The sequence below is a fragment of the Kosakonia sp. MUSA4 genome, from assembly GCF_013085925.1.
GTDB classification, from domain to species: domain Bacteria; phylum Pseudomonadota; class Gammaproteobacteria; order Enterobacterales; family Enterobacteriaceae; genus Kosakonia; species Kosakonia sacchari_B.
Genome location: NZ_CP025697.1, coordinates 3599044 through 3621404 on the forward strand (window position 1 = coordinate 3599044; position 22361 = coordinate 3621404).

20 protein-coding genes are annotated in these 22361 nt (G+C 57.5%); 2 read left to right on the forward strand and 18 right to left on the reverse strand.

The features are described 5' to 3' along the window. Positions 1-83 precede the first annotated feature (83 nt). The 8 genes from menE to C0557_RS16995 all read right to left on the reverse strand — a co-directional run bounded on the left by menE (position 84) and on the right by C0557_RS16995 (position 7994). Positions 84-1457: an o-succinylbenzoate--CoA ligase gene (menE, locus tag C0557_RS16960; protein ID WP_208659712.1), complete on the reverse strand. Its 1374-nt coding sequence runs from the start codon at positions 1455-1457 to the stop codon at positions 84-86. After that, positions 1454-2419, reverse strand: a complete 966-nt coding sequence (gene menC / locus C0557_RS16965) for an o-succinylbenzoate synthase (RefSeq protein WP_208659715.1) — start codon at positions 2417-2419, stop codon at positions 1454-1456. The genes menE and menC overlap by 4 nt, the downstream gene beginning before the upstream one ends. Beyond that, the gene (gene menB / locus C0557_RS16970) at positions 2419-3276 is read right to left on the reverse strand and encodes a 1,4-dihydroxy-2-naphthoyl-CoA synthase (protein ID WP_208659717.1); all 858 of its coding nucleotides are present in this window, start codon (positions 3274-3276) and stop codon (positions 2419-2421) included. The genes menC and menB overlap by 1 nt, the downstream gene beginning before the upstream one ends. After that, positions 3273-4049 (reverse strand): 2-succinyl-6-hydroxy-2,4-cyclohexadiene-1-carboxylate synthase, encoded by a 777-nt coding sequence (gene menH / locus C0557_RS16975; protein ID WP_208659719.1) that lies wholly within the window; start codon positions 4047-4049, stop codon positions 3273-3275. Before menH ends, menB begins: the two co-directional genes overlap by 4 nt. Continuing rightward, complete coding sequence (gene menD / locus C0557_RS16980) at positions 4046-5716, reverse strand: 2-succinyl-5-enolpyruvyl-6-hydroxy-3-cyclohexene-1-carboxylic-acid synthase (protein ID WP_208659721.1); 1671 nt, start codon at positions 5714-5716, stop codon at positions 4046-4048. The genes menH and menD overlap by 4 nt, the downstream gene beginning before the upstream one ends. 71 nt (positions 5717-5787) lie before the next feature. Further along, positions 5788-7086 carry an isochorismate synthase MenF gene (menF, locus tag C0557_RS16985; protein ID WP_208659723.1) on the reverse strand — a complete coding sequence of 433 codons (1299 nt, stop codon included), beginning with the start codon at positions 7084-7086 and terminating at the stop codon, positions 5788-5790. Between the two features lie 87 nt (positions 7087-7173). Next, positions 7174-7479: a stress response protein ElaB gene (elaB, locus tag C0557_RS16990; RefSeq protein WP_208659726.1), complete on the reverse strand. Its 306-nt coding sequence runs from the start codon at positions 7477-7479 to the stop codon at positions 7174-7176. A gap of 53 nt (positions 7480-7532) precedes the next feature. Further along, positions 7533-7994, reverse strand: a complete 462-nt coding sequence (locus C0557_RS16995; protein ID WP_208659728.1) for a GNAT family N-acetyltransferase — start codon at positions 7992-7994, stop codon at positions 7533-7535. Between the two features lie 66 nt (positions 7995-8060). Between C0557_RS16995 and rbn the strand changes: the two genes are divergently transcribed. Continuing rightward, positions 8061-8978, forward strand: a complete 918-nt coding sequence (rbn, locus tag C0557_RS17000) for a ribonuclease BN (RefSeq protein ID WP_208659730.1) — start codon at positions 8061-8063, stop codon at positions 8976-8978. Positions 8979-9054: 76 nt separating this feature from the next. Continuing rightward, positions 9055-10080, forward strand: coding sequence for a chemotaxis protein (locus C0557_RS17005; RefSeq protein ID WP_074780133.1), 1026 nt, complete (start codon positions 9055-9057; stop codon positions 10078-10080). Positions 10081-10146: 66 nt separating this feature from the next. Here C0557_RS17005 and nuoN read toward each other — a convergent pair whose 3' ends face one another. From nuoN to nuoE, 10 genes are all read right to left on the reverse strand, one after another. Continuing rightward, positions 10147-11604, reverse strand: a complete 1458-nt coding sequence (gene nuoN, locus C0557_RS17010; RefSeq protein ID WP_074780039.1) for an NADH-quinone oxidoreductase subunit NuoN — start codon at positions 11602-11604, stop codon at positions 10147-10149. A gap of 6 nt (positions 11605-11610) precedes the next feature. After that, positions 11611-13140 (reverse strand): NADH-quinone oxidoreductase subunit M, encoded by a 1530-nt coding sequence (gene nuoM / locus C0557_RS17015; protein WP_007371098.1) that lies wholly within the window; start codon positions 13138-13140, stop codon positions 11611-11613. 289 nt (positions 13141-13429) lie between these two features. Next, positions 13430-15271: an NADH-quinone oxidoreductase subunit L gene (gene nuoL, locus C0557_RS17020; protein WP_043952903.1), complete on the reverse strand. Its 1842-nt coding sequence runs from the start codon at positions 15269-15271 to the stop codon at positions 13430-13432. After that, entirely contained in the window at positions 15268-15570 is a 303-nt protein-coding gene (gene nuoK, locus C0557_RS17025) for an NADH-quinone oxidoreductase subunit NuoK (RefSeq protein ID WP_002463445.1), read from the reverse strand. The genes nuoL and nuoK overlap by 4 nt, the downstream gene beginning before the upstream one ends. Next, complete coding sequence (gene nuoJ, locus C0557_RS17030) at positions 15567-16121, reverse strand: NADH-quinone oxidoreductase subunit J (RefSeq protein WP_208659732.1); 555 nt, start codon at positions 16119-16121, stop codon at positions 15567-15569. The genes nuoK and nuoJ overlap by 4 nt, the downstream gene beginning before the upstream one ends. Positions 16122-16132: 11 nt before the next feature. Then, positions 16133-16675 (reverse strand): NADH-quinone oxidoreductase subunit NuoI, encoded by a 543-nt coding sequence (gene nuoI, locus C0557_RS17035; RefSeq protein WP_017458593.1) that lies wholly within the window; start codon positions 16673-16675, stop codon positions 16133-16135. 14 nt (positions 16676-16689) lie between these two features. Beyond that, positions 16690-17667, reverse strand: a complete 978-nt coding sequence (gene nuoH / locus C0557_RS17040; protein ID WP_074780032.1) for an NADH-quinone oxidoreductase subunit NuoH — start codon at positions 17665-17667, stop codon at positions 16690-16692. Continuing rightward, complete coding sequence (nuoG, locus tag C0557_RS17045; RefSeq protein WP_208659734.1) at positions 17664-20390, reverse strand: NADH-quinone oxidoreductase subunit NuoG; 2727 nt, start codon at positions 20388-20390, stop codon at positions 17664-17666. Before nuoG ends, nuoH begins: the two co-directional genes overlap by 4 nt. Positions 20391-20525: 135 nt before the next feature. Then, the gene (gene nuoF / locus C0557_RS17050) at positions 20526-21863 is read right to left on the reverse strand and encodes an NADH-quinone oxidoreductase subunit NuoF (protein WP_074780027.1); all 1338 of its coding nucleotides are present in this window, start codon (positions 21861-21863) and stop codon (positions 20526-20528) included. After that, on the reverse strand, positions 21860-22360 hold the full coding sequence (nuoE, locus tag C0557_RS17055) for an NADH-quinone oxidoreductase subunit NuoE (RefSeq protein WP_007371090.1): 501 nt from the start codon (positions 22358-22360) through the stop codon (positions 21860-21862). Before nuoE ends, nuoF begins: the two co-directional genes overlap by 4 nt. Position 22361: the final 1 nt, after the last annotated feature.

A 22361-nucleotide genomic window follows, 5' to 3' on the forward strand; every position in this document is an offset into this window, starting at 1 on the left:
CGCGCAACGTAACACAACCTTCACGTTCTGTTTTTTTGGCCGCGCATTTTCCCGAGGCGGCTCGCAATACGTGGAAAAGACTACTACACCGTGCCATTAACGGCGGCATTCGCCCACTGAAGCACCGCGCGCCGCGAGATTTTGATCCCGCCATTTTTAAGCTCAGCAGGCATCGCCAGCCAGCGCAGCGGCTGCTGAAAACGAGCCAGTTTATCGCTCACCCACGCTGACAGCGCAGCCGCATCAACGCCGCCTTCACACTCCACCACCGCCACCGGGCGCTGGCCGAACTCGGCATCATCAACCGGCACAACCATAACCTGCTGAACCTGTGGATGACGCGCGATCACGCGTTCCACCTCTTCCGGCTGAATCCCTTCCCCGCCGCTGAAGAAAAGGTTATCCAGCCGGCCACGGATAGTGAGGCAACCGCCGTGGAGCACTCCGCGATCGCGGGTGGCAAACCAGCCTTCACTGTTCACCAGCGGCAGAAGATCGCCGTCGCGCCAGTAGCCTGACGCCATGCTCTCCGCCCGCAGCCAGACCTCTTCATCAACAATTTTCACTTCGCGTCCTGGCAGGGCGTAACCAACATCCGGCGCGCCGTCAGCTTCTTTGGCGCAGACCGTCGAGGCAAACTCTGTCAGACCATAGCCGCAAAAACAGCGAATACCACGCTCATGCGCCTGCTGCGTCAGCGCCACCGGGATCGCCGCGCCGCCCAGCAGGACCGCTTTCAACGATACCGATGCGTTGTCGTTGAGTAAGCGCCACAGTTGCGTCGGCACCAGCGAAGCATGCGTGCAACCGACCAGCGCCTGTGCCAAAGATCGTGCAGGCTGCACGGCGATCCGCGCCCCGGCCAGCAGCCAGCGCCACAAAATCCCCTGCCCGGAGACGTGAAACAGCGGCAGCGACAGCAGCCAGTCATCATTATCAGCATAGGGAATCAACGCCAGCACGCCCTGGGCGCTGGCGAGATGAGCATGAAACGTGTGAGCAGCCGCTTTCGGCAGGCCGGTGGAGCCGGAAGTCAGCGTCATCGACGCCAGACGCTGCGGCTGCCACGCCACGGCATGCTCGCCAGCGAGTTCATCAAGCACCAGCGCGTCCAGCCCGTGCCAGTCGCCGCCAGCATCCAAATCCAGCACAAAGCGCAACGTCAGTTGCGGTAAGAGTGCATCCAGCAACACGGCGGGCAGTTGCGGGTTCACCGGCAAGACGCGTGCGCCGCATTGCAACAGCGCCAGCCATGCCAGTAGCGTATCCGGATGATTACGCGCCCGCAGCATCACGCCATCACCGGCGTTCACCCCCTGGCGCGCAAAACCGCTGGCCAGTGCATCAATACGCGCGCACAGTTCGCGCCAGTTCAGGGTCTGCTGTTCAAGGCGCGCCGCAATCTGATCGCCGCGAACCTGCCGCCAGTGCCGCCAGGGCCAGTCCGTAAAGGTCATAGTAGTGGTTCCAGTACCTCTGTCTGTAAACAGGGTAAATCGCTCTCTGGCCAGCGGCGCAGGAGCTGGCACTGCATCAGTTGTAAGGTATCCAGCCCGGGAATGGTGCCAGGCGTCAGCCAGGCGGCAATGCGCGCGAGCTGCGTCAGGCCAAGGCTGGATTCAATAGACGAACTGATCACCACCGTCAGCCCGAGCGCTTTTGCGGCGGCAACCTGCTGCTGCACCCGCTGCAAACTGCCGGTCAGCGTGGGTTTGATCACTACCGCGCCCAATCCTTGCTGCGGCGTAAGCTGAAAACCATCATCGCGCAGGCTCTCATCCCAGGCGATAGTGATTCCGCTTTCGCGGGCAAAGGCCAGCGACTCTGCGGGGGTTTTGCACGGCTCTTCGAGAAAGGCAATGCGTGAGCGGTATTCCGGGTTTACATATTTGGCAAACTGCTGCGCCTTCAGCGGTGTCCAGGCGCGGTTGGCGTCCAGACGCAGGCGTAGATCGGGGATCGACTCCAGCAACAGGTTAACCACCATGCCATCGCGCACCGCTTCGTATAACCCGACCTTCACTTTCGCCACTTTTTCACCCGGCAAAGCAGCCAGCGCAGCAAACAGCTCGTCCGGATCGCCAGTGCACAGCATGGCGGCGCGATAGTCCGCCTGTTGCGGTAATTCGCCGTGCAGTTCCGCCAGCGCACAGCTCAGACCAAATGCCACTGACGGCTGTTCGGGCAGCGATAATGTTTTATCTTCACGCCAGCCACGCAGCCAGTTGATGGCCGCCTGTTGCGCCTCGTCCAGCGTTTCATGGCTAAAGCCCGGCAGCGGGGAGATCTCTCCCCATCCTTCGCGCCCGTCAACCTGCAAATGGACAAATAAGCCGTCGCGGGTTTTCAGGCGCCGCTCACGCAGCACGACGCCCGCATCGAGCGGGATTTGCCAGCGATAAAGTTGCGCCTGTCGCATTATGGATTCCGTTTGAATTTGCTGAAATCGGGCTGACGTTTCTGGTTAAAGGCGTTGCGCCCTTCCTGGCCCTCTTCGGTCATATAGAACAACATGGTGGCATTACCCGCCAGCTCTTGCAGACCCGCCTGGCCGTCGCAGTCAGCATTCAGCGCCGCTTTCAGGCAACGCAGCGCCATCGGGCTGTTTTGCAGCATTTCACGGCACCAGCGCACGGTCTCTTTCTCCAGATCCGCCACCGGCACCACCGTGTTCACCAGCCCCATATCCAGAGCCTGTTGCGCGTCGTACTGACGGCAGAGGAACCAGATTTCGCGGGCTTTTTTCTGCCCGACGATGCGCGCCATGTAAGACGCGCCCCAGCCGCCATCAAAGGAGCCGACTTTCGGGCCGGTCTGACCGAAAATGGCGTTCTCTGCCGCAATGGTCAGATCGCACATCATATGCAGCACATGACCGCCGCCAATGGAATAGCCAGCCACCATCGCCACTACCGGTTTCGGGCAGGTGCGGATCTGGCGCTGGAAATCGAGCACGTTAAGATGATGTACGCCGGAGTCATCCTGGTAGCCGCCGTAATCGCCGCGCACTTTCTGATCGCCGCCCGAGCAAAATGCTTTGTCGCCTTCGCCGGTCAGAATAATAACGCCAACGCTGTCGTCATACCGCGCATCGGCCAGCGCCTGGATCATCTCTTTCACCGTCAGCGGACGGAACGCATTGCGCACCTGCGGGCGGTTAATGGTGATTTTGGCAATCCCGTCGGCAGACTTCTGGTAACGAATGTCGGTGTAACCTTCGGAACAGTCACGCCACTCAACCGGCGCGTAAAGCATGCTTTCATCTGGATAGATCATAGTGTGTCCTTTATCTCAAGACGCAGAATTCGCGCCAGGATGTCAGCAACGGCTGCGGGATTTTCCCGGTGCGCATTGTGCCCGGCGGCAGGAATGGCGTGACAGTGGGCGGTGACTTGCGTCGCCAGCGCCTGAAACTTACTGTCATATTCACCGTATAAATAATGAACAGGAATGGAAAGCGCCTGTAATGCGCTGCGAAGATCGGGCTGCTGCGCCAGCGATGTGGCCTCCAGCATAGCGGCAAGCGTTGCACCATTGTTCTGACTGCGCAATGCGACCAGCGCCGCGCGCTGCGGCTCGCTGAGCGAGGCAAAAACCGGCTGCCGGTACCAGGCATCAAAGACGGTCTCCAGCGGCTGCTGACGAAAACGCGCCGCCCATTGTCGGTCTGATGCCAGACGTTCGCGGCGGCTGGTTTCATCAGACAAACCCGGGTGCCCTCCTTCCACCACGACACCGCACAAACCGGCAGGATGCTGGCAGGCGTGATACAGCGAAATTCGCCCGCCCAGCGAATAGCCCATCAACCAGTAGTTTTGTATGTTGTAACGAACAAGCGTTGCCCGCAGAAGTGCGTCCATCTCATCGAACGAGGTCACAGAAAGATCGGCGGAACCGCCATGCCCAGGCAGATCGAGCAAAAGCCGGGGGAACGCAGCCAGCGTTTCACTGACCGCTTGCCACTCGCGGTTATCGCCGGAAAAACCGTGCAAAAAGACCAGCCACGGTTGCGGCCTGTCGGCGGAGATAGCGCGCCCGTGCAGCGTCACAACTGGCTCACCTGCGCCAGCAGCGTTTGCAATGTCTGCGCACCATCCGTGTCGTTGACCACCAGTTCAATCAGCGTAGCACCCGGTTTATGCCAGGCGCCGGATAACGCCAGCTCCAGCGCTTCCCAGCTTTCCGGACGATGGTAATCAAGACCGAACATTGCTGCTGCGTGGTCAAAATGCACGTTCTGCGGCATCAGATAGAACTGCTCGCGCTCGGCGGGCGGCGTCGGCAGCAGAGAAAAGATTTGCCCGCCGTTGTTGTTCACCACCAGCAGGACAAAAGGCGCAGACACCTGGCGCAACAACGCCAGCGCATTCAGATCGTAGAGGGCAGAAAGATCGCCGACGATTGCCAGCGTCGGACGAGCGCTGGCGCGCTGCACACCTGCTGAAGTCGATAACAAACCATCGATGCCGCTGGCGCCGCGGTTGCTGAATACCGGATAGCCCGCCGGGATCTGCCCGAGCGCATCCACCAGCCGTACCACCAGGCTGTTGCCGAGAAAAAGCTGCCCCTGTTGCGGTAAATAATCGGCAATGCGGTGCGCAAGCTGTGCTTCGCCAAAGGTTTCACGCTGCGCCGCAACCCTGTCCCACGCCTGCGCGGAGAGCTGAGGCAGTTCCACGCTCCAGGGCGCGCGCGGCTCCGCCGGATGTAACGCCAGCCAACCGGCGACATCCGAAACCAGCCGACGCCCGCGATGGTGCGCCGGATCCAGCCGCCCCTGTAGATTATCAATCAGCCAGTATTCTTGCGGTTCGCAGGTCGCCTGCCACTGAAGTAGCCGTTTACCGGTCAGGCTGCTGCCAAACTGCAACACAATTTGCGCCTGAGCCAGCTCTTCTGTCGCACGGCTGTTGCCGAGCCACAGATCGGCGCACGGCAACGGCTGGCCGGTCTGGGATAAAACATCGCCCATTAATGGCCAGCCGAGCGTTTTCGCCCATTCGGCCAGCAGCTTGCCTTCGCTCGCACTCATACGACCAGCCACAATGACGCCGCGTTTTTGCCGCCAGAAAAACCAGTCACGCTGCTTTTCGCTACTGACGTTGTTCGGTGTTTGCAGCCACGGTTTATCATCCTGCCACCAGTCGCCCAGCGCCAGTTGCCAGGCAAGGCCGCTTTCATCCATTTCGCCATACAGAGGTTCAGCGAACGGACAGTTAATGTGTACCGCCCCGCTATGCAGCGAGCCGAGCACGTTATCAATAGCCGACACCAGCCAGCGGGCCGGGATATCCTGCGACGGACGTGGCAACGCGAGCGATTCAGCGGGATGCGAAGCAAACATTCCCGGCTGGCGGATAGCCTGGTTTGCCCCGCAATCAATCAGCTCCGGCGGACGATCGGCGGTGAGCAGCACCAGCTTTTCGCCGGTCAGACCGGCTTCGATCAGTGCGGGATAGAGATTTGCCACCGCCGTACCGGACGTCACGATAACCGCGACGGGCTCTTTGCTCGCTTTCGCCAGCCCCAGCGCAAGGTGGCCTAAACCCCGCTCATCAAAATGCGTATGGTGAATAAAAGCGCTATTTTCCGCTGCCGCCAGCGTTAAGGGGGTGGAACGCGATCCGGGGGCAATACAAACATGCCTGACGCCATGACGGGTAAGGGCCTCAAGGATCACCGTCGCCCAGCGTCGGTTAAATGAACTGATTGACATGAGTTTGTCCGGTATCAATATTGCTGTTCAGTATAAATAATCAGAAAAAATCGAATCTTGATATGAATCGGTTATGCGTGCGTAAGTTCTAATAAAGATCGCAGGCCCGCCGCTTTATTATCAATTTCCTGCCACTCTTGCCCGGCGTCCGAGCCAGGCACAATGCCGGCTCCGGCGTACAGCCGAACGGTACTGCCGCTCACTTTTGCTGAGCGTAGCGCGACGCAGAATTCACTCTGCTGACGGGATAAATATCCCGCCGAACCGGCATACCATTCACGGGCGAACGGTTCGTGGCGCTGAATAAAGTCCCACGCGGCGCGGCGCGGTAACCCGGCGACGGCGGCCGTCGGCTGCAATAGTTGCAGGCATAATGCGTCGTCGGGCGTTTGTAAATCGCTCCAGATACAACGCCGGAGGTGCTGAACATTACGCAGCCTGACGATTTGCGGCGGCAGCACATCAAGCGCCGCCGTCTGCTGCTGCAAACGCTGGCAGATATCTTCCACCACCAGCATATTTTCCCGCTGATTTTTATCGTCGCTCATCAGCCAGTCGGCCAGGCGCTGCGCCTGCCGATCGTCGTCATGACCGGCCACCGTGCCGGCCAGCGCTTCGGTACGCAATGCATTGCCGCGTCGCCGCCACAGGCGCTCCGGCGAAGATCCTAAAAAGGCATTCTGCGCATCAAAGGCCATCATAAAGTGGAAACAGTGGTAATTAACGCGGCGGCTGGCAGCTATCAGCGAAGCGGCATCCACGGCATTTGCATAGGAATAATCGGTCGCTCTGGCGAGTACCACTTTATCCAGCGCGGCGCTTTCCAGCGTATCCAGCGCCTGCGCGATCAGGCTGTTCCAGGCATCACGCTCCGGGTAGTGGCGCTGCGCAAGACATGGCTGCTGTTTCAGGTTGGCAAGCGGGGTGAAAGGCGAAAGCGCCTGCAAAAACTCCGCTGCCTGTTTGGCGTCGTCATACAGTGAGGTCTCGCTGTAGAGGTAAAGCCGTAACATCGCGCTTCCGCCTTCACGACGCCACTCAAGGCGCGGCAAAAACAGCGATCCCTGCGAAGGATCAAAGGCATTCAGCCCCCAGACACGAACATCTTCTGGCAAGGCGTGTAAAAATTGCTGGGCGAGAGGTAACGATGAGAAGCGGCAGAGCGCGCCAAGCGCGGCCGTCTCTTCGTCGCCGCTACGCTGCTGCCAGTAAAATTGCGGCCAGACAGGCTGACTGGCGAGCCATGCCAGCGGATCGAAAGCGTCGTTTAACGGGAAAGGCGCATCAAAAAAGTGAAAACCAGGCGACCGCGGAAAACCTTCGGTCAGGTGGCGATACAGGTCGCCAAGCGCAGAGGAAATGGAAAGCACGCGAGCCCCTCCCTGTTAAAAACCACATAGTATACGGGGTACTAAACGTAATAACAGTACCCCCTTCCAGGGAGGGGAAGTGAAGCGTTAGCGGCGGGCCAGTAGCAGGCCGAGCACCAGACCGACAGCAGCACCGGCACCGATGCCCTGCCACGGTTTTTCATGAACATAATCGTCGGCGCGATACACCGCTTTTTTCGCCCGATAGTAGTAGGTATCCGACGCGCTGCTGATGCGGTTTTTCACGTCATGCAGCGCCTGCTCGGCGCGGGCTTTGAGTTCGATGTACTTCTGGTCTGCAGGGTCGCCCGAGGAGCGGAGGACTTCTTCCAGCGTTTCGCTCAGCAGGGTCAGGTCGTCATCAATGTTTGAATCATAAGAGTGATATGACATCGTTTGTCTCCATGTTATGCACCTGTCCGCTAACTATAGACAAACACGGCGGGTTACGCCTGGCGGATCTCCCGCGCCATTCCGATGTGCGCAATGCCGTCTTCATCATAGACATCCGTCACCGGCTGAAAGCCAAAGTGCGCATAAAAAGATTGCAGATGTGCCTGCGCCCCCAGGTACAGCGCGTGCTGCGGCCAATGTTGCTCACAGGCGTTCACGGCGCGTTCCATCAACTGGTAGCCCAGTTTTTCCCCTCTGACCTGAGCGCTGACAATCACCCGGCCAATCACCACGGGCGACAGATCATCATCACTTTTCAGAATCCTCGCATACGCCACCAGTTGATCCTCTTTCCAGCCGAGGATATGCCGGTTTTCTCCTGTCAGGTCATCGCCATCTACGTCCAGATAGGGGCAGGTTTGCTCGACAACAAACACTTCGCAGCGCAGCTTCAGCGCGGCGTAAAGTTCAGCAACGGTGAGTTCAGAATGGTGCAGATCTTGCCAGCGGATCATCTCTTGCTCCTTATTTGTTATCATCCCGTTATACTCAATTTTTTGTGATTTGGGCAGAGCAAAACTGTGGAACTGATTTTCCTGGGCACCTCCGCCGGTGTCCCGACGCGCACGCGTAACGTAACGGCGATGCTGTTGAATTTACAGCACCCAACCCGCGCTGGGCTTTGGTTGTTTGATTGCGGCGAAGGCACGCAGCACCAGATGCTGCGCACGGCGTTCCATCCTGGCAAGCTGGACAAAATTTTTATCACTCATCTGCATGGCGATCACCTGTTTGGTTTGCCGGGGTTACTGTGCAGCCGCTCGATGGCCGGGAATGTTCAGCCGCTGGATATTTATGGTCCGCAAGGCATTCGCGAGTTTGTGGAAACAACCTTACGGCTGAGCGGTTCATGGACCGGCTATCCGTTGACAATCCATGAAGTAACAGCCGGGCTGGTGGTGGATGACGGTCTGCGCAAAGTCACGGCTTACCCGCTGGCGCACCCGGTGGAGTGCTACGGTTATCGTATTGAGGAGCATGATAAGCCCGGCGCACTGGATGCGGCTGCGCTGATCGCCGCAGGCGTAACGCCAGGGCCGCTGTTTCAGAAATTAAAAGCGGGTGAAACGGTGACGCTGGAAGATGGCCGCACGCTGTGCGGTGCTGATTATCTTGCTCCGGCAGAGCCGGGTAAAAAGCTGGCGATTTTTGGCGATACCTCTCCTTGCCCTGCATCGCTTGAACTGGCGCGCGGTGTGGATCTGCTGGTGCATGAAGCCACGCTGGAAAGCGCAATGGAGGAGAAAGCGAATAGCCGCGGTCACAGTTCAACGCAGCAGGCCGCGCAACTGGCGCTGAACGCGGGCGCAGGCCGGCTGGTGATTACTCACCTCAGTTCACGCTATGACGAGAAAGGTAGCCAGGCATTGCTGGCCGAATGCCAGGCGCTCTTTGCGCAAACAACTCTGGCTGAGGATTTTGCGTTGGTTCACATTTGATTTTAATTTAGGCACTCTATTTTTTTCCCCGCATGCCGATAATAGATATACGCAGGCATTTTCTATTGAGGGCATGATGGATAATTTCCAGAAAGACATCGATGACAGGGCGAATCTTACTCTGTCGAACCGGTTTGAGCTGTTGCTGTTTCGTCTCGGCACATCGTTAGATTCCACGAAATCAGAGCTGTTTGGTATCAACGTGTTTAAATTGCGCGAAATTGTGCCGATGCCCACCTTCACTCGCCCTGCCGGAATGAAACCGCCCTTACTGGGGATGGTCAATATCCGCGACCAGGTGATCCCGGTGATTGACCTGGCAGCGGTTGCGGGCTGCAAGCCCACGACCGGCCTCAATATTTTGTTAATCACAGAATATGCCCGTAGCGTACAGGCCTTTGCGGTGGAGTCAGTAGATAACATCACTCGCCTGGACTGGAAACAAGTGCATACGGCTGAGAAAGCGATCAATGGTCGTTATATCACCAGCATTGCCTGCCTGGATGACGATAAGGACACCAACAATCTGGCGATGGTGCTGGATGTTGAGCAGATCCTGTATGACATTGTGCCTGCGGATCACGACGTACATGGCGATCATGTACCGGACAAGAAATTCAATCTGAAAGCGGGCTCGGTGGCGATTGTGGCGGAAGATTCCAAAGTGGCGCGCGCCATGCTGGAAAAAGGCCTCAACTCGATGCAAATTCCGACCGACATGCATATCACCGGCAAAGATGCGTGGGAGAAAATCCAGCTTCTGGCGCAGCAGGCCGACAGTGAAGGTATACCGGTTAGCGATAAGATCGCCATGGTACTGACTGATCTTGAAATGCCGGAAATGGACGGTTTTACTTTAACGCGTCTGATCAAAACCGATCCGCGCCTGAAAAACATTCCGGTGGTGATCCACTCGTCACTCTCCGGTAGCGCGAACGAAGATCACGTACGTAAAGTGCAGGCCGATGGCTATGTTGCGAAGTTCGAAATCAACGAGCTTTCGTCAGTGATTCAGGAAGTGCTCGACCGCGCGGCCAATAACGTACGCGGCCCGCTGATTAGCCACCATCAGGTTGCTTCACAGCCGTTACTGGCGAAGTAATTTCTGCGCCATAAAAAAACCGCCGGGTTTGCAGCCCGGCGGTTTTTCTTTATGCGCTGTACGCCATTACATCATCGGCAGCGCTAACTGTACGATACTGATCAGCGGCTGCGGGTAAATACCCAACAGCAGTACCAGCAAGGCAGAGATCAGCACCACAATCCCGCCAGCACTGTAGGCCCAGTCGGACGGCGCATCGCGGTTCAGCTGCTGCGGCGCACTCAGATAGAGGCTCACCGCCACGCGCAGGTAGTAATACAAACCAATCGCCGAACCGACCACCACAGCGCCCGTCAACCACCACAGGTGCGCCTCGACGCCAACGGCGAGGATGTAGAACTTACCGATAAAGCCTAAGGTCATCGGAATACCTGCCAGCGACAGCATCATCACCGTCAGAACCGCCGAGAGAATAGGACGGTGCCAGAACAGACCACGGTAGGAGTAAAGTGATTCTGCGTCCGGGCCACGATACGGGCTGGACATCAGGCTCACCACGCCAAACGCGCCGAGGCTGCTGAACAGGTAACCTGCCAGATAAACACCAACGGTTTCCATCGACATCTGGCCGCTCTGCAGCGCAATCAACGCTACCAGCAAATAGCCGAGGTGCGAGATGGAAGAGAAACCGAGCAGACGTTTGATGTTGGTCTGGCTCAGCGCCATCAGGTTACCGAAGATGATGGAAACAAAGGCGATAAGACCCAGTACCACACGCACGGCTTCACTTTCGCCGACCGGCGCATAGAGGAACAAACGCATCAGCACACCAAAGATGGCGATTTTGCTGGCGGTCGCCAGGAAGGTGGAGACCGGTGCAGGCGCGCCTTGATAAACGTCCGGCGTCCACAGGTGGAACGGCACCAGCGAGAGTTTGAAACCGAGACCGACAATCATCAGACCCAGACCCGCCAGCAGCAGCGGCTCGTGCAGCATGCCTTCACCGAGGCTCTTACCGATAGCAACAAATGCCAGATTCCCGGTCTGCGCGTACACCAGCGCAATACCGAACAGCAGGAAAGAAGAGGCTGCGGCAGACAGAATGGTGTACTTGATACTGGCTTCCAGAGAACGTTTCTGGCGGAAGGCATAACCCACCAGCCCGAACAGCGGCAGGGAGATCAGTTCAATACCAAGGAACAACGCCGCCATATGGTTGGCGTTAGCCAACAGAATGCCGCCCATTGCGGCAATCAGTACCAGCAGATAAAACTCTTCTTTGTTGTCGCTATACCCTTCCAGCCACGGATAGGCGAAGGTGCAGGTGGCAAGGCTCGCCAGTAGCACCAGCCCGGTGTAGAGCATGGCGTAACCATCGACGCGCATCAGCGGCGTCACATCCATTGCTCCTGCCTGTCCGACAAACCACAGGGAGAGCAACGCGACGTTCAGGCCGATGACCGACAACGTGGCATTGAGGAAATGGTTGCGTCGCCACGCAATGGAGAGCATCACAACCACCACCGTCAATCCGACGATCAGCAGCGGCAGCAGCGCAATCAGGTGTTGTGGAGTAATTGTCATGGCGATTTACGGCCTTGTAGTAGTAATAGAGTTAACAAACCACTGCTGGATATTACCCATCGCGGCATGCGAGGTATCCAGAATCGGCTGCGGATAGAAGCCAAGCAGTACAAGAAGTACAACCAGGATCAGGATCATAAACAGCTCGCGCAGTGACAGCCCCGGCAGTTCCTTGCTGGCCAGTTCGCTTTTCGCTTTACCGAAATAGGCGCGATGCAGCATTGCCAGTGAGTAAACCGATGCGAAAACCAGACCGAAGGTGGAAATCACCGTGATCATCGGCACAACCTGGTAGCTGCCGAAGAGGATCATGAATTCACCGACGAAGTTACCGGTACCCGGCATACCCAACGTGGCGACAGCGAAGAACATCGACAGCGCCGGCAACCATTTAATCTTGCTCCACAGCCCGCCCATCATACGCATGTCGCGGGTATGCAGGCGTTCGTACAGCTGACCGCACAGGATAAACAGACCCGCCGCAGAAAGACCGTGCGCAATCATCTGGATAACCGCGCCCTGATAGGCCAACTGGCTGCCGGTGTAGATAGCAATCAGCACGAAGCCCATGTGGGACACCGAGGTGTACGCAATCAGGCGTTTGATATCCGTCTGGGTGAACGCCATCCACGCACCGTAGAAAATACCGATGACGCCCAGCCACATGGCGATGGGGGCAAACTCTGCGGAAGCGTTCGGGAACAGCGGCAGCGAGAAGCGCAGCAAACCGTAGGCCGCGGTTTTCAGCAGGATCCCCGCCAGGTCCACGGAACCCGCGGTCGGCGCCTGCGAGTGCGCATCCGGTAACCAACCGTGCAGCGGCACCACCGGCATTTTCACCGCGAAGGCGATGAAGAAGCCCAGCATCAGCAGATATTCGACGTGGTCGGACATCGGCGTTTTCAGCAGGTCTTCATAGTCGAATGTCCAGACGCCGGTCGCGTTATAGTGCACCACGACCAGCGCCAGGATGGCAATCAACATCACCAGACCACTGGCCTGGGTATAGATGAAGAACTTGGTCGCAGCGGTAATACGCGTCTTCCCGTCGGAGGCTTTGTGGCCCCACAGAGCAATCAGGAAGTACATCGGCACCAGCATCATTTCCCAGAAGAAGAAGAACAGGAACATGTCGATGGCAAGGAACACGCCGATAACACCGCCCAGAATCCACATCAGGTTGAGATGGAAGAAACCCTGATATTTCTCGATTTCACGCCAGGAGCAGAGTACCGCCAGCACGCCGAGGAAACCGGTCAGCACCACCATCAGCAACGACAAACCGTCCATCGCCAGATGAATATTGATGCCGAAGCGTGGGATCCACGCCAGTTTAAACTCTTCCTGCCAGGCAGGCAGACCGGTGGATTGCGTCAGAGAGTAGCCGCCCTGCATCCAGAGTTGCAGGGAAAGCGCCAGCGTCAGTCCCATGGTGATCAGGGCGATCCAGCGCGGCACCTTCACGCCGAAGCGTTCGGTCTGCCAGCAGAGAAAGCCGCCGATAAAGGGGATTAGTATTAACCAGGGTAATAACATAGCTAAGTATGTCCCTTATATTTACTCCTGCTCAGGCTATCTCACTCGCCAGCCCAAATCCCGGCAGTGCTCGCAATCCTCACGTACTTCAGTACGCTCCGGTTGCTCTGCGCTGGCGGTCTTCGGTCTGACTTCGCCGATGACGCCTGTACTTCAGGAACAGATTTTCAACGAATTCTAAAAAATTATTTTTGGGTTTGTTATGTCGGATGGCACTTCGCTTCTCCGACCTGAGCTCTCGTAGGCCCGGTAAGCGCAGCGCCACCGGGCACAATCCCAAGCCACAAACTCAGCGCAATACCATCAGCAACGCCAGCACCACGACAGCGCCAATGCTCATCGACGCGACATACCAGCGCAGATACCCGTTCTCGCTAAACAGCAGCCCTTTGCCTGCAAAGCGCGACAGGATCGCCGGAATGTTCATTAGCGCATTCAGCGGATCGCTCTTCAGCAGCCAGGCAATGCCAAGATACGGCTTCACGAAGATGCGGTCGTACAGCGCATCGAAGCCCCAGGCATTGAACCACCAGGTCCCGAAGAAACGACCTGTCGCGCTGTTGGCAATCGAGTGCACCAGCGTACGTTTACCCAGCCACAGCCAGGCCGCCAGCAAAATACCGATGACGGCAACCGCACCGGACGCCACTTCCAGCATGACCACGCTGCTGTGCGCCAGCTCGGTGGTTTCTGGCAGCACGCCTCTCAGCGGCGGCACAATCATCGCGCCAATAAAGGTGGAGAGCACCAGCAGCACAATCAGCGGCAGATGATGGGTGATCCCCTTCCCTGCGTGAGCGTGAATCTGTTCTTTCCCGTGGAAGACAATGAAAATCAGGCGGAAGGTGTACAGCGATGTCATAAACGCGCCCACCAGACCGGCAATCATCAGATTGACATGGCCGTTTGCTACCGCACCGGCAAGGATTTCGTCCTTACTGAAGAAGCCTGCGGTCAGCAATGGCAGCGCCGACAGCGCCGCGCCGCCGACCAGGAAGCAGGCGTAGACCAGCGGAATCGACTTACGCAGGCCACCCATTTTGAAGATGTTCTGCTCGTGATGGCAGGCGAGGATCACCGAACCGGACGACAGGAACAGCAGCGCTTTAAAGAACGCATGCGTCATCAGGTGGAAAATCGCCGCGTCCCAGGCCTGCACGCCCAGCGCCAGGAACATATAACCAATCTGGCTCATGGTGGAGTAGGCAAGTACGCGTTTGATATCCGTCTGTACCAGCGCGGCAAAACCGGCCATCAGCAGCGTTACCGCACCGACGATACCGACCAGATGCAGCACTTCCGGCGTCATCAGGAACAGCCCATGCGTACGGGCAATCAGGTAAACACCGGCGGTCACCATGGTGGCAGCGTGGATCAGCGCGGAAACCGGCGTCGGGCCAGCCATTGCGTCTGCCAGCCATGTCTGCAACGGCAGTTGCGCAGACTTACCGACCGCACCGCCCAGCAGCATCAGCGTCGCCCACATCAGCATGTTATTGCCGTTGGCGAAGTGCTGCGGTGCCAGCTCAACCATTTCGCGGAAGTTCAGCGTGCCCAGCTCGTTGTAAAGGATGAACAGCGCGAAAGCGAGGAAGACGTCACCCACACGGGTAACGACGAACGCTTTCATCGCCGCTGCGCCATTCTTCGGATCGGTGTAGTAGAAACCGATCAGCAGATAGGAACACAAGCCCACGCCTTCCCAGCCGAGATACATCAGCAGCAGGTTATCCGCCAGCACCAGTACCACCATGCTGGCGATAAACAGGTTGGTGTAGGCGAAGAAACGGGAGTAGCCCTCTTCTCCGCGCATATACCAGGAGGCGAACATATGGATCAGGAAACCCACGCCGGTGACGACCGAAAGCATGGTCAGCGACAGGCCGTCCAGCACCAGGTTGAAACCGATGTTGAAATCACCGACCGCCATCCACGTCCACAGCGGTTGCGAAAACGCCTGCTGACCGTTGTTGAAGAAATCAACGCCAACAAGGACGGTCACCAGCGCCGCGAGGCCAATCGAGCCAACGCCAACGGTCGCAGAAAGATTCTCTGACCAGCGCCCGCGGGAAAAGGCCAGTAAGACAAAGCCAATAAAAGGCAGAATAATGGTTAAGGCGAGCATGTTCATCCACGCATCTCACTTACTGAATCGATATTCAGATTCTGGCGGCGACGATGGAGTTGCAGCAGCAACGCCAGGCCAATACTCGCTTCCGCAGCCGCGAGGCTAATGGCGAGGATATACATCACCTGCCCGTCGGTCTGTCCCCAGTAGCTGCCGGCAACCACAAAGGCCAGCGCAGCAGCGTTAATCATGATTTCCAGCCCAATCAGCATAAACAGCAGATTGCGGCGGATAACCAGACCGGTCAGACCCAAAACAAACAAAATCGCCGCGAGGATCAGTCCATGTTGTAAGGGGATCATGCTTGCTCCTCCGTTTTTCTTTTCGCGCGGTCATCGGTGCGATTGCTCAGCACTTCACCGGCCCTGTCTTCGCGCCCCAAATGGAAGGCCACAACCAGACCCGCCAACAGCAGCATGGAGGCCAGCTCCACGGCCAGAACGTAAGGGCCAAACAGCGTAATACCAACCGCTTTCGCGCTAATCGCCGCCCCGTCGATACCCTGATCGTTAACGCCCAGAATGGCGTAAACCATCACCACCAGCAGCACCGCAGAGAGCAGCGCCGGGCCGATCCAGATTTGCGGCGACAGCCAATTGCGCTCCTGCTCGACCACGGTATTGCCAAGGTTCAGCATCATCACCACAAACACGAACAGCACCATGATGGCCCCGGCGTAAACGATGATCTCCAGCGCACCGGCGAAGTAAGCGCCGAGTGAAAAGAAGACCCCGGCAATAGCCAGCAGCGACACAATCAGATACAGCAAGGCGTGCACCGGGTTGGTATGCGTTATTACGCGTACCGTCGTCAGGATGGCGACCAGGCCACAGATATAAAAAGCGAACTCCATTGCCCCTCTCCTTACGGTAACAGGCCCTTGACGTCGATAGGTTTGGCTTCGTTTTCCGCTTCACCTTTATCTTTGCCGTCGATTGCCATACCTGCCATCCGGTAGAAGTTATATTCCGGGTATTTGCCCGGACCGGAGATCAGCAGATCCTCTTTTTCGTACACCAGGTCCTGACGTTTGTATTCACCCATTTCGAAATCCGGGGTGAGCTGAATCGCCGTTGTCGGGCACGCCTCTTCGCACAGACCGCAGAAAATGCAGCGGGAGAAGTTGATACGGAAAAATTCCGGATACCAGCGACCGTCCTGCATCTCCGCTTTTTGCAGCGAGATACAACCTACCGGGCACGCTACCGCACAAAGGTTACAGGCAACGCAACGCTCAGAACCATCCGGGTCGCGCGTCAGCACAATACGGCCACGGTAACGCGGCGGCAGATAAACCGGCTCTTCCGGGTACATACGGGTTTCGCGTTTCGCGAAAGCATGCAGGCCAATCATCCAGATACTACGGACCTGGGTGCCGAAGCCCACGAGTAATTCTTTTAAAGTCATGGTCTTTTCACCCCTTATTGCGCCTGCCAGAGAATGACAGCCGCCGTTCCCAGCAAGTTGAGTAGCGTCAGCGGCAGACAGATTTTCCAGCCGAACGACATCACCTGATCATAACGAGGACGCGGCAGTGCGGCGCGAATCAAAATGAACATCATCATAAAGAACGCGGTTTTCAGCGCGAACCAGATGAAAGGCGGTAACAACGGCCCCTGCCAGCCACCGAAGAACAGCGTGACCATCAGCGCGGAAATGGTGACGATACCGATATATTCGCCGACGAAGAACAGACCGAATTTCATCCCGGAATATTCAATGTGGTAACCATCCGCCAGTTCCTGCTCGGCTTCCGGCTGGTCAAACGGGTGACGGTGACACACCGCCACGCCCGCGATAGCGAAAGTGATAAAGCCGAAGAACTGCGGAATGACGTTCCACAAACCCGCCTGGTTGTTGACGATGTCGGTCATGTTGAATGAACCGGCCTGCGCCACCACGCCCATCAGGGAAAGCCCAAGGAACACTTCATAGCTCAGGGTTTGCGCAGAAGCACGCATTGCCCCGAGCAGCGAGTATTTGTTGTTGCTCGACCAGCCAGCAAACAGCACCGCGTAAACCGCCAGCCCTGCCATCATTAAGAAGAACAGGATACCGATGTTCAGATCCGCCACGACCCAGCTCGGACTGACCGGCACAATGGCGAACGCTAACAGCAGCGAGGTGAAGGCGATCATCGGCGCGAGGGTGAAGATCACGCGATCGGAAAAGCGCGGGATCCAGTCCTCTTTAAAGAACATTTTGATCATGTCCGCGACCAGCTGGAGTGAACCACCCCAGCCAACGCGGTTCGGTCCGTAACGGTTCTGGAACAGACCGAGCAGGCGACGTTCGCCAAAGCTCATGAACGCACCGCAGGTGACCACCACCAGCAGAATGACCACTGCTTTCAGGATGCTCAGCAGAATGTCGATAACATCCGGTGTTAACCAGCTCATGCTTGCGCCTCCCGCAGATTTTCAAGACGTGCTCCGGCCAGCACCGGCGCGATGCCCGGCATCCCCATCGGCAGACCAACCTGCCCTGCCGCCAGACCTTCGGAAACCTGCAATGGCAGGCTGATGGTCTGACCTTCCCAGGTGAAGGAGATATGCGCACCCGCGTTAACGCCAAGCTTCGCGGCGTCGGCCGGGTTCAGCTTGATGTACGGTTGCGGCATACGGCTCTGGAATACCGGAGAACGCTGCGACATTTCATCGCTGCCGAACAAGTGGTAGTACGGCGCGATACGCCATTTACCTTCCTGCGCTTCGAAGGTTCCCGGAACAGAAGTGAAGTATTCCAGCCCACTTTCGCTGGCCTCAATCAGCCGAACGCCCGGATCGCCGTAACGCAGGTGACCACCCACTTCAGCCTGGAATTTGTTCCATGCCTGCGGGGAGTTCCAGCCCGGCGCCCACGCAAACGGAATTTGCGAACGGGGAGCGGACGGTTGGTTGTTCCCTTCCATTGAGAAGGCGAACATGGTGTCTTTATCCTGCGGCTGACGCGGTTCGTGCACGCTGATATTGGCGCGCATGGCGGTACGTCCACTGTAGCGATGCGGTTCACGGGCCAGTTTCTGACCGCGGATGCGGAAGCTGGCATCCGGCGCCGCCTCTTTAATCCCCGCCAGTTGCGGCAACGCTTCGACGGCAGCGTCAATCACATGGTCGAGCTGCGTCCAGTCCACTTCGCGGTTTTCAACGGTGCTGTGCAGCGAATGCAGCCAGCGCCAGCTCTCCAGCATAATGGTTTTGCTGTCGTAGTAGGCCGGATCGTAAACCTGGAAGAAACGCTGCGCGCGGCCTTCGTTGTTGATTACCGTGCCATCGCTTTCTGCAAAGCTGGCAGCGGAAAGCACCAGATGAGCCTGCTCCATGATTGCCGTACGCTGATGATCAATCACCAGCACCAGCGGCGCTTTCGCCAGCGCGGCATCAACGCGTGCAGCAGAAGCATGGCGGTGCAGATCATTTTCCAGCACCACGACGGCATCAGCGTGGCCCGCTTCCAGCTCCGCCAGCGCGTCATCAAGGCTGCCGCCGCCAATCAGGCCGAGGCCCATGCTGTTCACCGAACGAGCAATCATGGTGATGCCAACATCGGCACCGCGCCCTTTCAGTGCTTTTGCCACGTTGGCCGCCGCCTGAATCACTTCTGCGCTACCGGCGTTTGTGCCGGAGATAATCAGCGGTTTCTTCGCTCCGGCCAGCGCCTGGACAATCACATCGATTTTGTTTTTCAGATCGCTGCTCAGACCGTCAACCGCTGGCGCTGTCTCATCCAGCGCGTGGGCGATGGCGAAACCTAAACGCGCCTGATCTTCAACTGGCGCGCAATAGGTCCACGCGGCGATATCGTCCAGACGGGTACTGTCGACGTTGGTAACAAACAGCGGATGTTTGGCGCGCTGACCAATGTTCATGATCGCCGCAATCTGCCAGTCGGCGACTTTCTGCGCCGCTGCCATTTCACGAGCTTTGCCTTTCACGGCCTGACGCACCGCCAGCGCAACGCGCGCGCCGGTCTGCGTAATATCTTCGCCGAGGATCAGCACCGCATCGTAAGATTCGATTTCGCGCAGCGCCGGGGTACGGATACCGCCTTCGCGCAGCACTTTCAGCGCCAGCTCCAGACGTTCCTGTTCGCCTTTGGCGATGCCGGTGTAGAAGTTATCCGCACCGACCAGCGCGCGCAGGGCAAAGTTGCTTTCCACGCTGGCGCGCGGAGAACCGATGCCAATCACTTTCTTCGACTGACGCAGAATGTCCGCCGCGCCCTGCATCGCTTGCTCGGCGTTCAGGGTGATCAGATCGTCGCCACGGCGCTGTACCGGCTGACGCGGTCTGTCTTTCAGGTTGACATAGCCATAACCGAAACGGCCACGATCGCAGAGGAAGTAGTGGTTAACGGTACCGTTGTAACGGTTTTCGATGCGGCGCAGCTCGCCATAACGTTCACCCGGACTGGTGTTGCAACCCAGCGAGCACTGCTGACAGATGCTCGGCGCAAACTGCATGTCCCACTTACGGTTGTAACGCTCGGAGTGCGTTTTGTCGGTGAAGACGCCGGTCGGGCAGATTTCCACCAGGTTGCCGGAGAACTCGCTTTCCAGCGTGCCATCTTCCGGGCGGCCGAAGTAGACGTTATCGTGCGCGCCATACACGCCAAGATCCGTGCCGTCTGCGTAGTCTTTGTAATAACGCACGCAGCGGTAGCAGGCGATACAGCGGTTCATTTCGTGGGAGATGAACGGGCCAAGATCCTGATTACGGTGAGTACGTTTGGTAAAGCGATAGCGACGGAAGCTGTGACCGGTCATGACGGTCATATCCTGCAGGTGGCAGTTGCCGCCCTCTTCGCAGACCGGGCAATCGTGCGGGTGGTTGGTCATTAACCACTCCACTACGCTCTCACGGAACTGCTTCGCTTCATCGTCATCAATAGAAATGAAAGTACCGTCGGATGCCGGTGTCATACAGGACATCACCAGGCGGCCACGCGTGTCTTCCGCGTTTTGATATTGCTTCACCGCACACTGGCGGCACGCACCCACGCTCCCCAGCGCCGGATGCCAGCAAAAATAAGGAATATCAAGGCCTAAGGAGAGACAAGCCTCAAGAAGGTTGTCTGCTCCGTTTACCTCGTATTCTTTGCCGTCTACATGAATAGTAGCCATTAGCATGCTTCCAGTTGGCCTGAATAACCTTTGTCCTTCGCGCCGTAGCAGTGTTGTTACATCACGAAGATTGCGGGTCTTTCTCAGGTATTAATCAAAATTTGTTTCCGGCCTCGCCTGAGCGAGTAACCCCAATTACCAGCGCGCTTTCAGCAAGTTTGGCTGGATACCGCCAATCGCATGGGTATTGCTGAATTGCTGTTTAATGCCCGCTTCGAATTCTTCGCGGAAATATTTAATCGCGCTTTGTAAGGGTTCAACCGCACCCGGCGCATGCGCGCAGAAGGTTTTACCCGGCCCAAGTTGTCGACACAGTTGCTCAAGTGTCTCGATATCCCCAGGCTGGCCTTCGCCACGCTCCAGCGCACGCAGAATTTTTACGCTCCACGGCAGACCATCACGGCACGGCGTACACCAGCCGCAGGATTCGCGGGCGAAAAACTCTTCCAGGTTGCGCACCAGCGACACCATGCCAATCTCATGATCGACAGCCATGGCCAGCGCCGTTCCCAGACGGCTACCCGCTTTACCGATGCTTTCGAATTCCATTGGCAGATCAAGGTGCGCTTCGGTCAGGAAGTCTGTACCTGCGCCGCCTGGCTGCCAGGCTTTGAATTTCAGGCCATCGCGCATGCCACCGGCATAATCTTCGAGAATTTCACGCGCGGTCGTACCGAACGGCAGTTCCCACAGGCCCGGGTTTTTCACGCGGCCGGAGAAGCCCATCAGCTTGGTGCCCGCATCTTTGCTGGTCGAAATGTTCTGATACCACTCAACGCCGTTAGCCAGAATGGCTGGCACGTTGCACAGGGTTTCGACGTTGTTGACGCAAGTCGGTTTACCCCATGCGCCGGAACTTGCCGGGAATGGCGGCTTGGAGCGCGGGTTCGCGCGGCGACCTTCCAGCGAGTTAATCAGTGCGGTCTCTTCACCGCAGATATAACGCCCTGCACCGGTGTGAACAAAGAGTTCGAAATCGAAGCCGCTGCCGAGGATATTTTTACCCAGCAAACCCGCTTCGGTCGCTTCGGCAATGGCGCGACGCAGATGTACCGCTGCTTCGATATATTCGCCACGCAGGAAGATGTAGCCACGGTAAGCTTTCAGTGCAAAGGCGGAAATCAGCATGCCTTCCACCAGCAGGTGCGGCAACTGCTCCATCAACAAGCGGTCTTTATAGGTGCCCGGCTCCATTTCATCGGCGTTACACAGCAGGTAACGGATGTTCATGGATTCGTCTTTCGGCATCAGGCTCCACTTCAGACCGGTGGAGAAGCCAGCGCCGCCACGACCTTTCAGGCCGGAATCTTTTACCGCGTTGACGATTTCGTCCGGCGCCATCCCGGAGAGCGCTTTACGCGCACCGGCATAACCATTTTTGCTCTGGTATTCATCCAGCCAGACCGGCTGCTTGTCGTCACGCAGCCGCCAGGTCAGCGGATGAGTTTCGGGAGTACGGATAACTGTTTTCATTTATACCGCTCCAGCAGTTCGGGAATGCCTTCCGGAGTCAGATGCGCGTGAGTGTCCTCATCGATCATCATGTTCGGCCCTTTATCGCAGTTGCCCAGGCAGCAGGTCGGCAGCAGCGTAAAGCGGCCGTCGAAAGTGGTCTGGCCCGGTTTGATCTTCAGGTGGCTTTCAATCGCCGACTGAATGCCCTGATAACCGGTGATATGGCAAACCACGCTGTCGCAATAGCGGATCACGTGGCGGCCGACTGGCTGACGGAAGATCTGGCTGTAGAATGTTGCCACGCCTTCGACATCGCTCGCCGGGATCCCCAGAACATCAGCAATGGCGTAAATTGCGCCGTCCGGCACCCAGCCACGCTGCTTCTGAACAATCTTCAGCGCTTCAATGGACGCCGCACGCGGGTCTTCGTAGTGGTGCTTTTCGTGCTCAATTGCCTCACGCTCTGCCGCACTCAGCTCAAAAGCCTCGGTTTGTGGTTGTTGATTCTCGTGCATA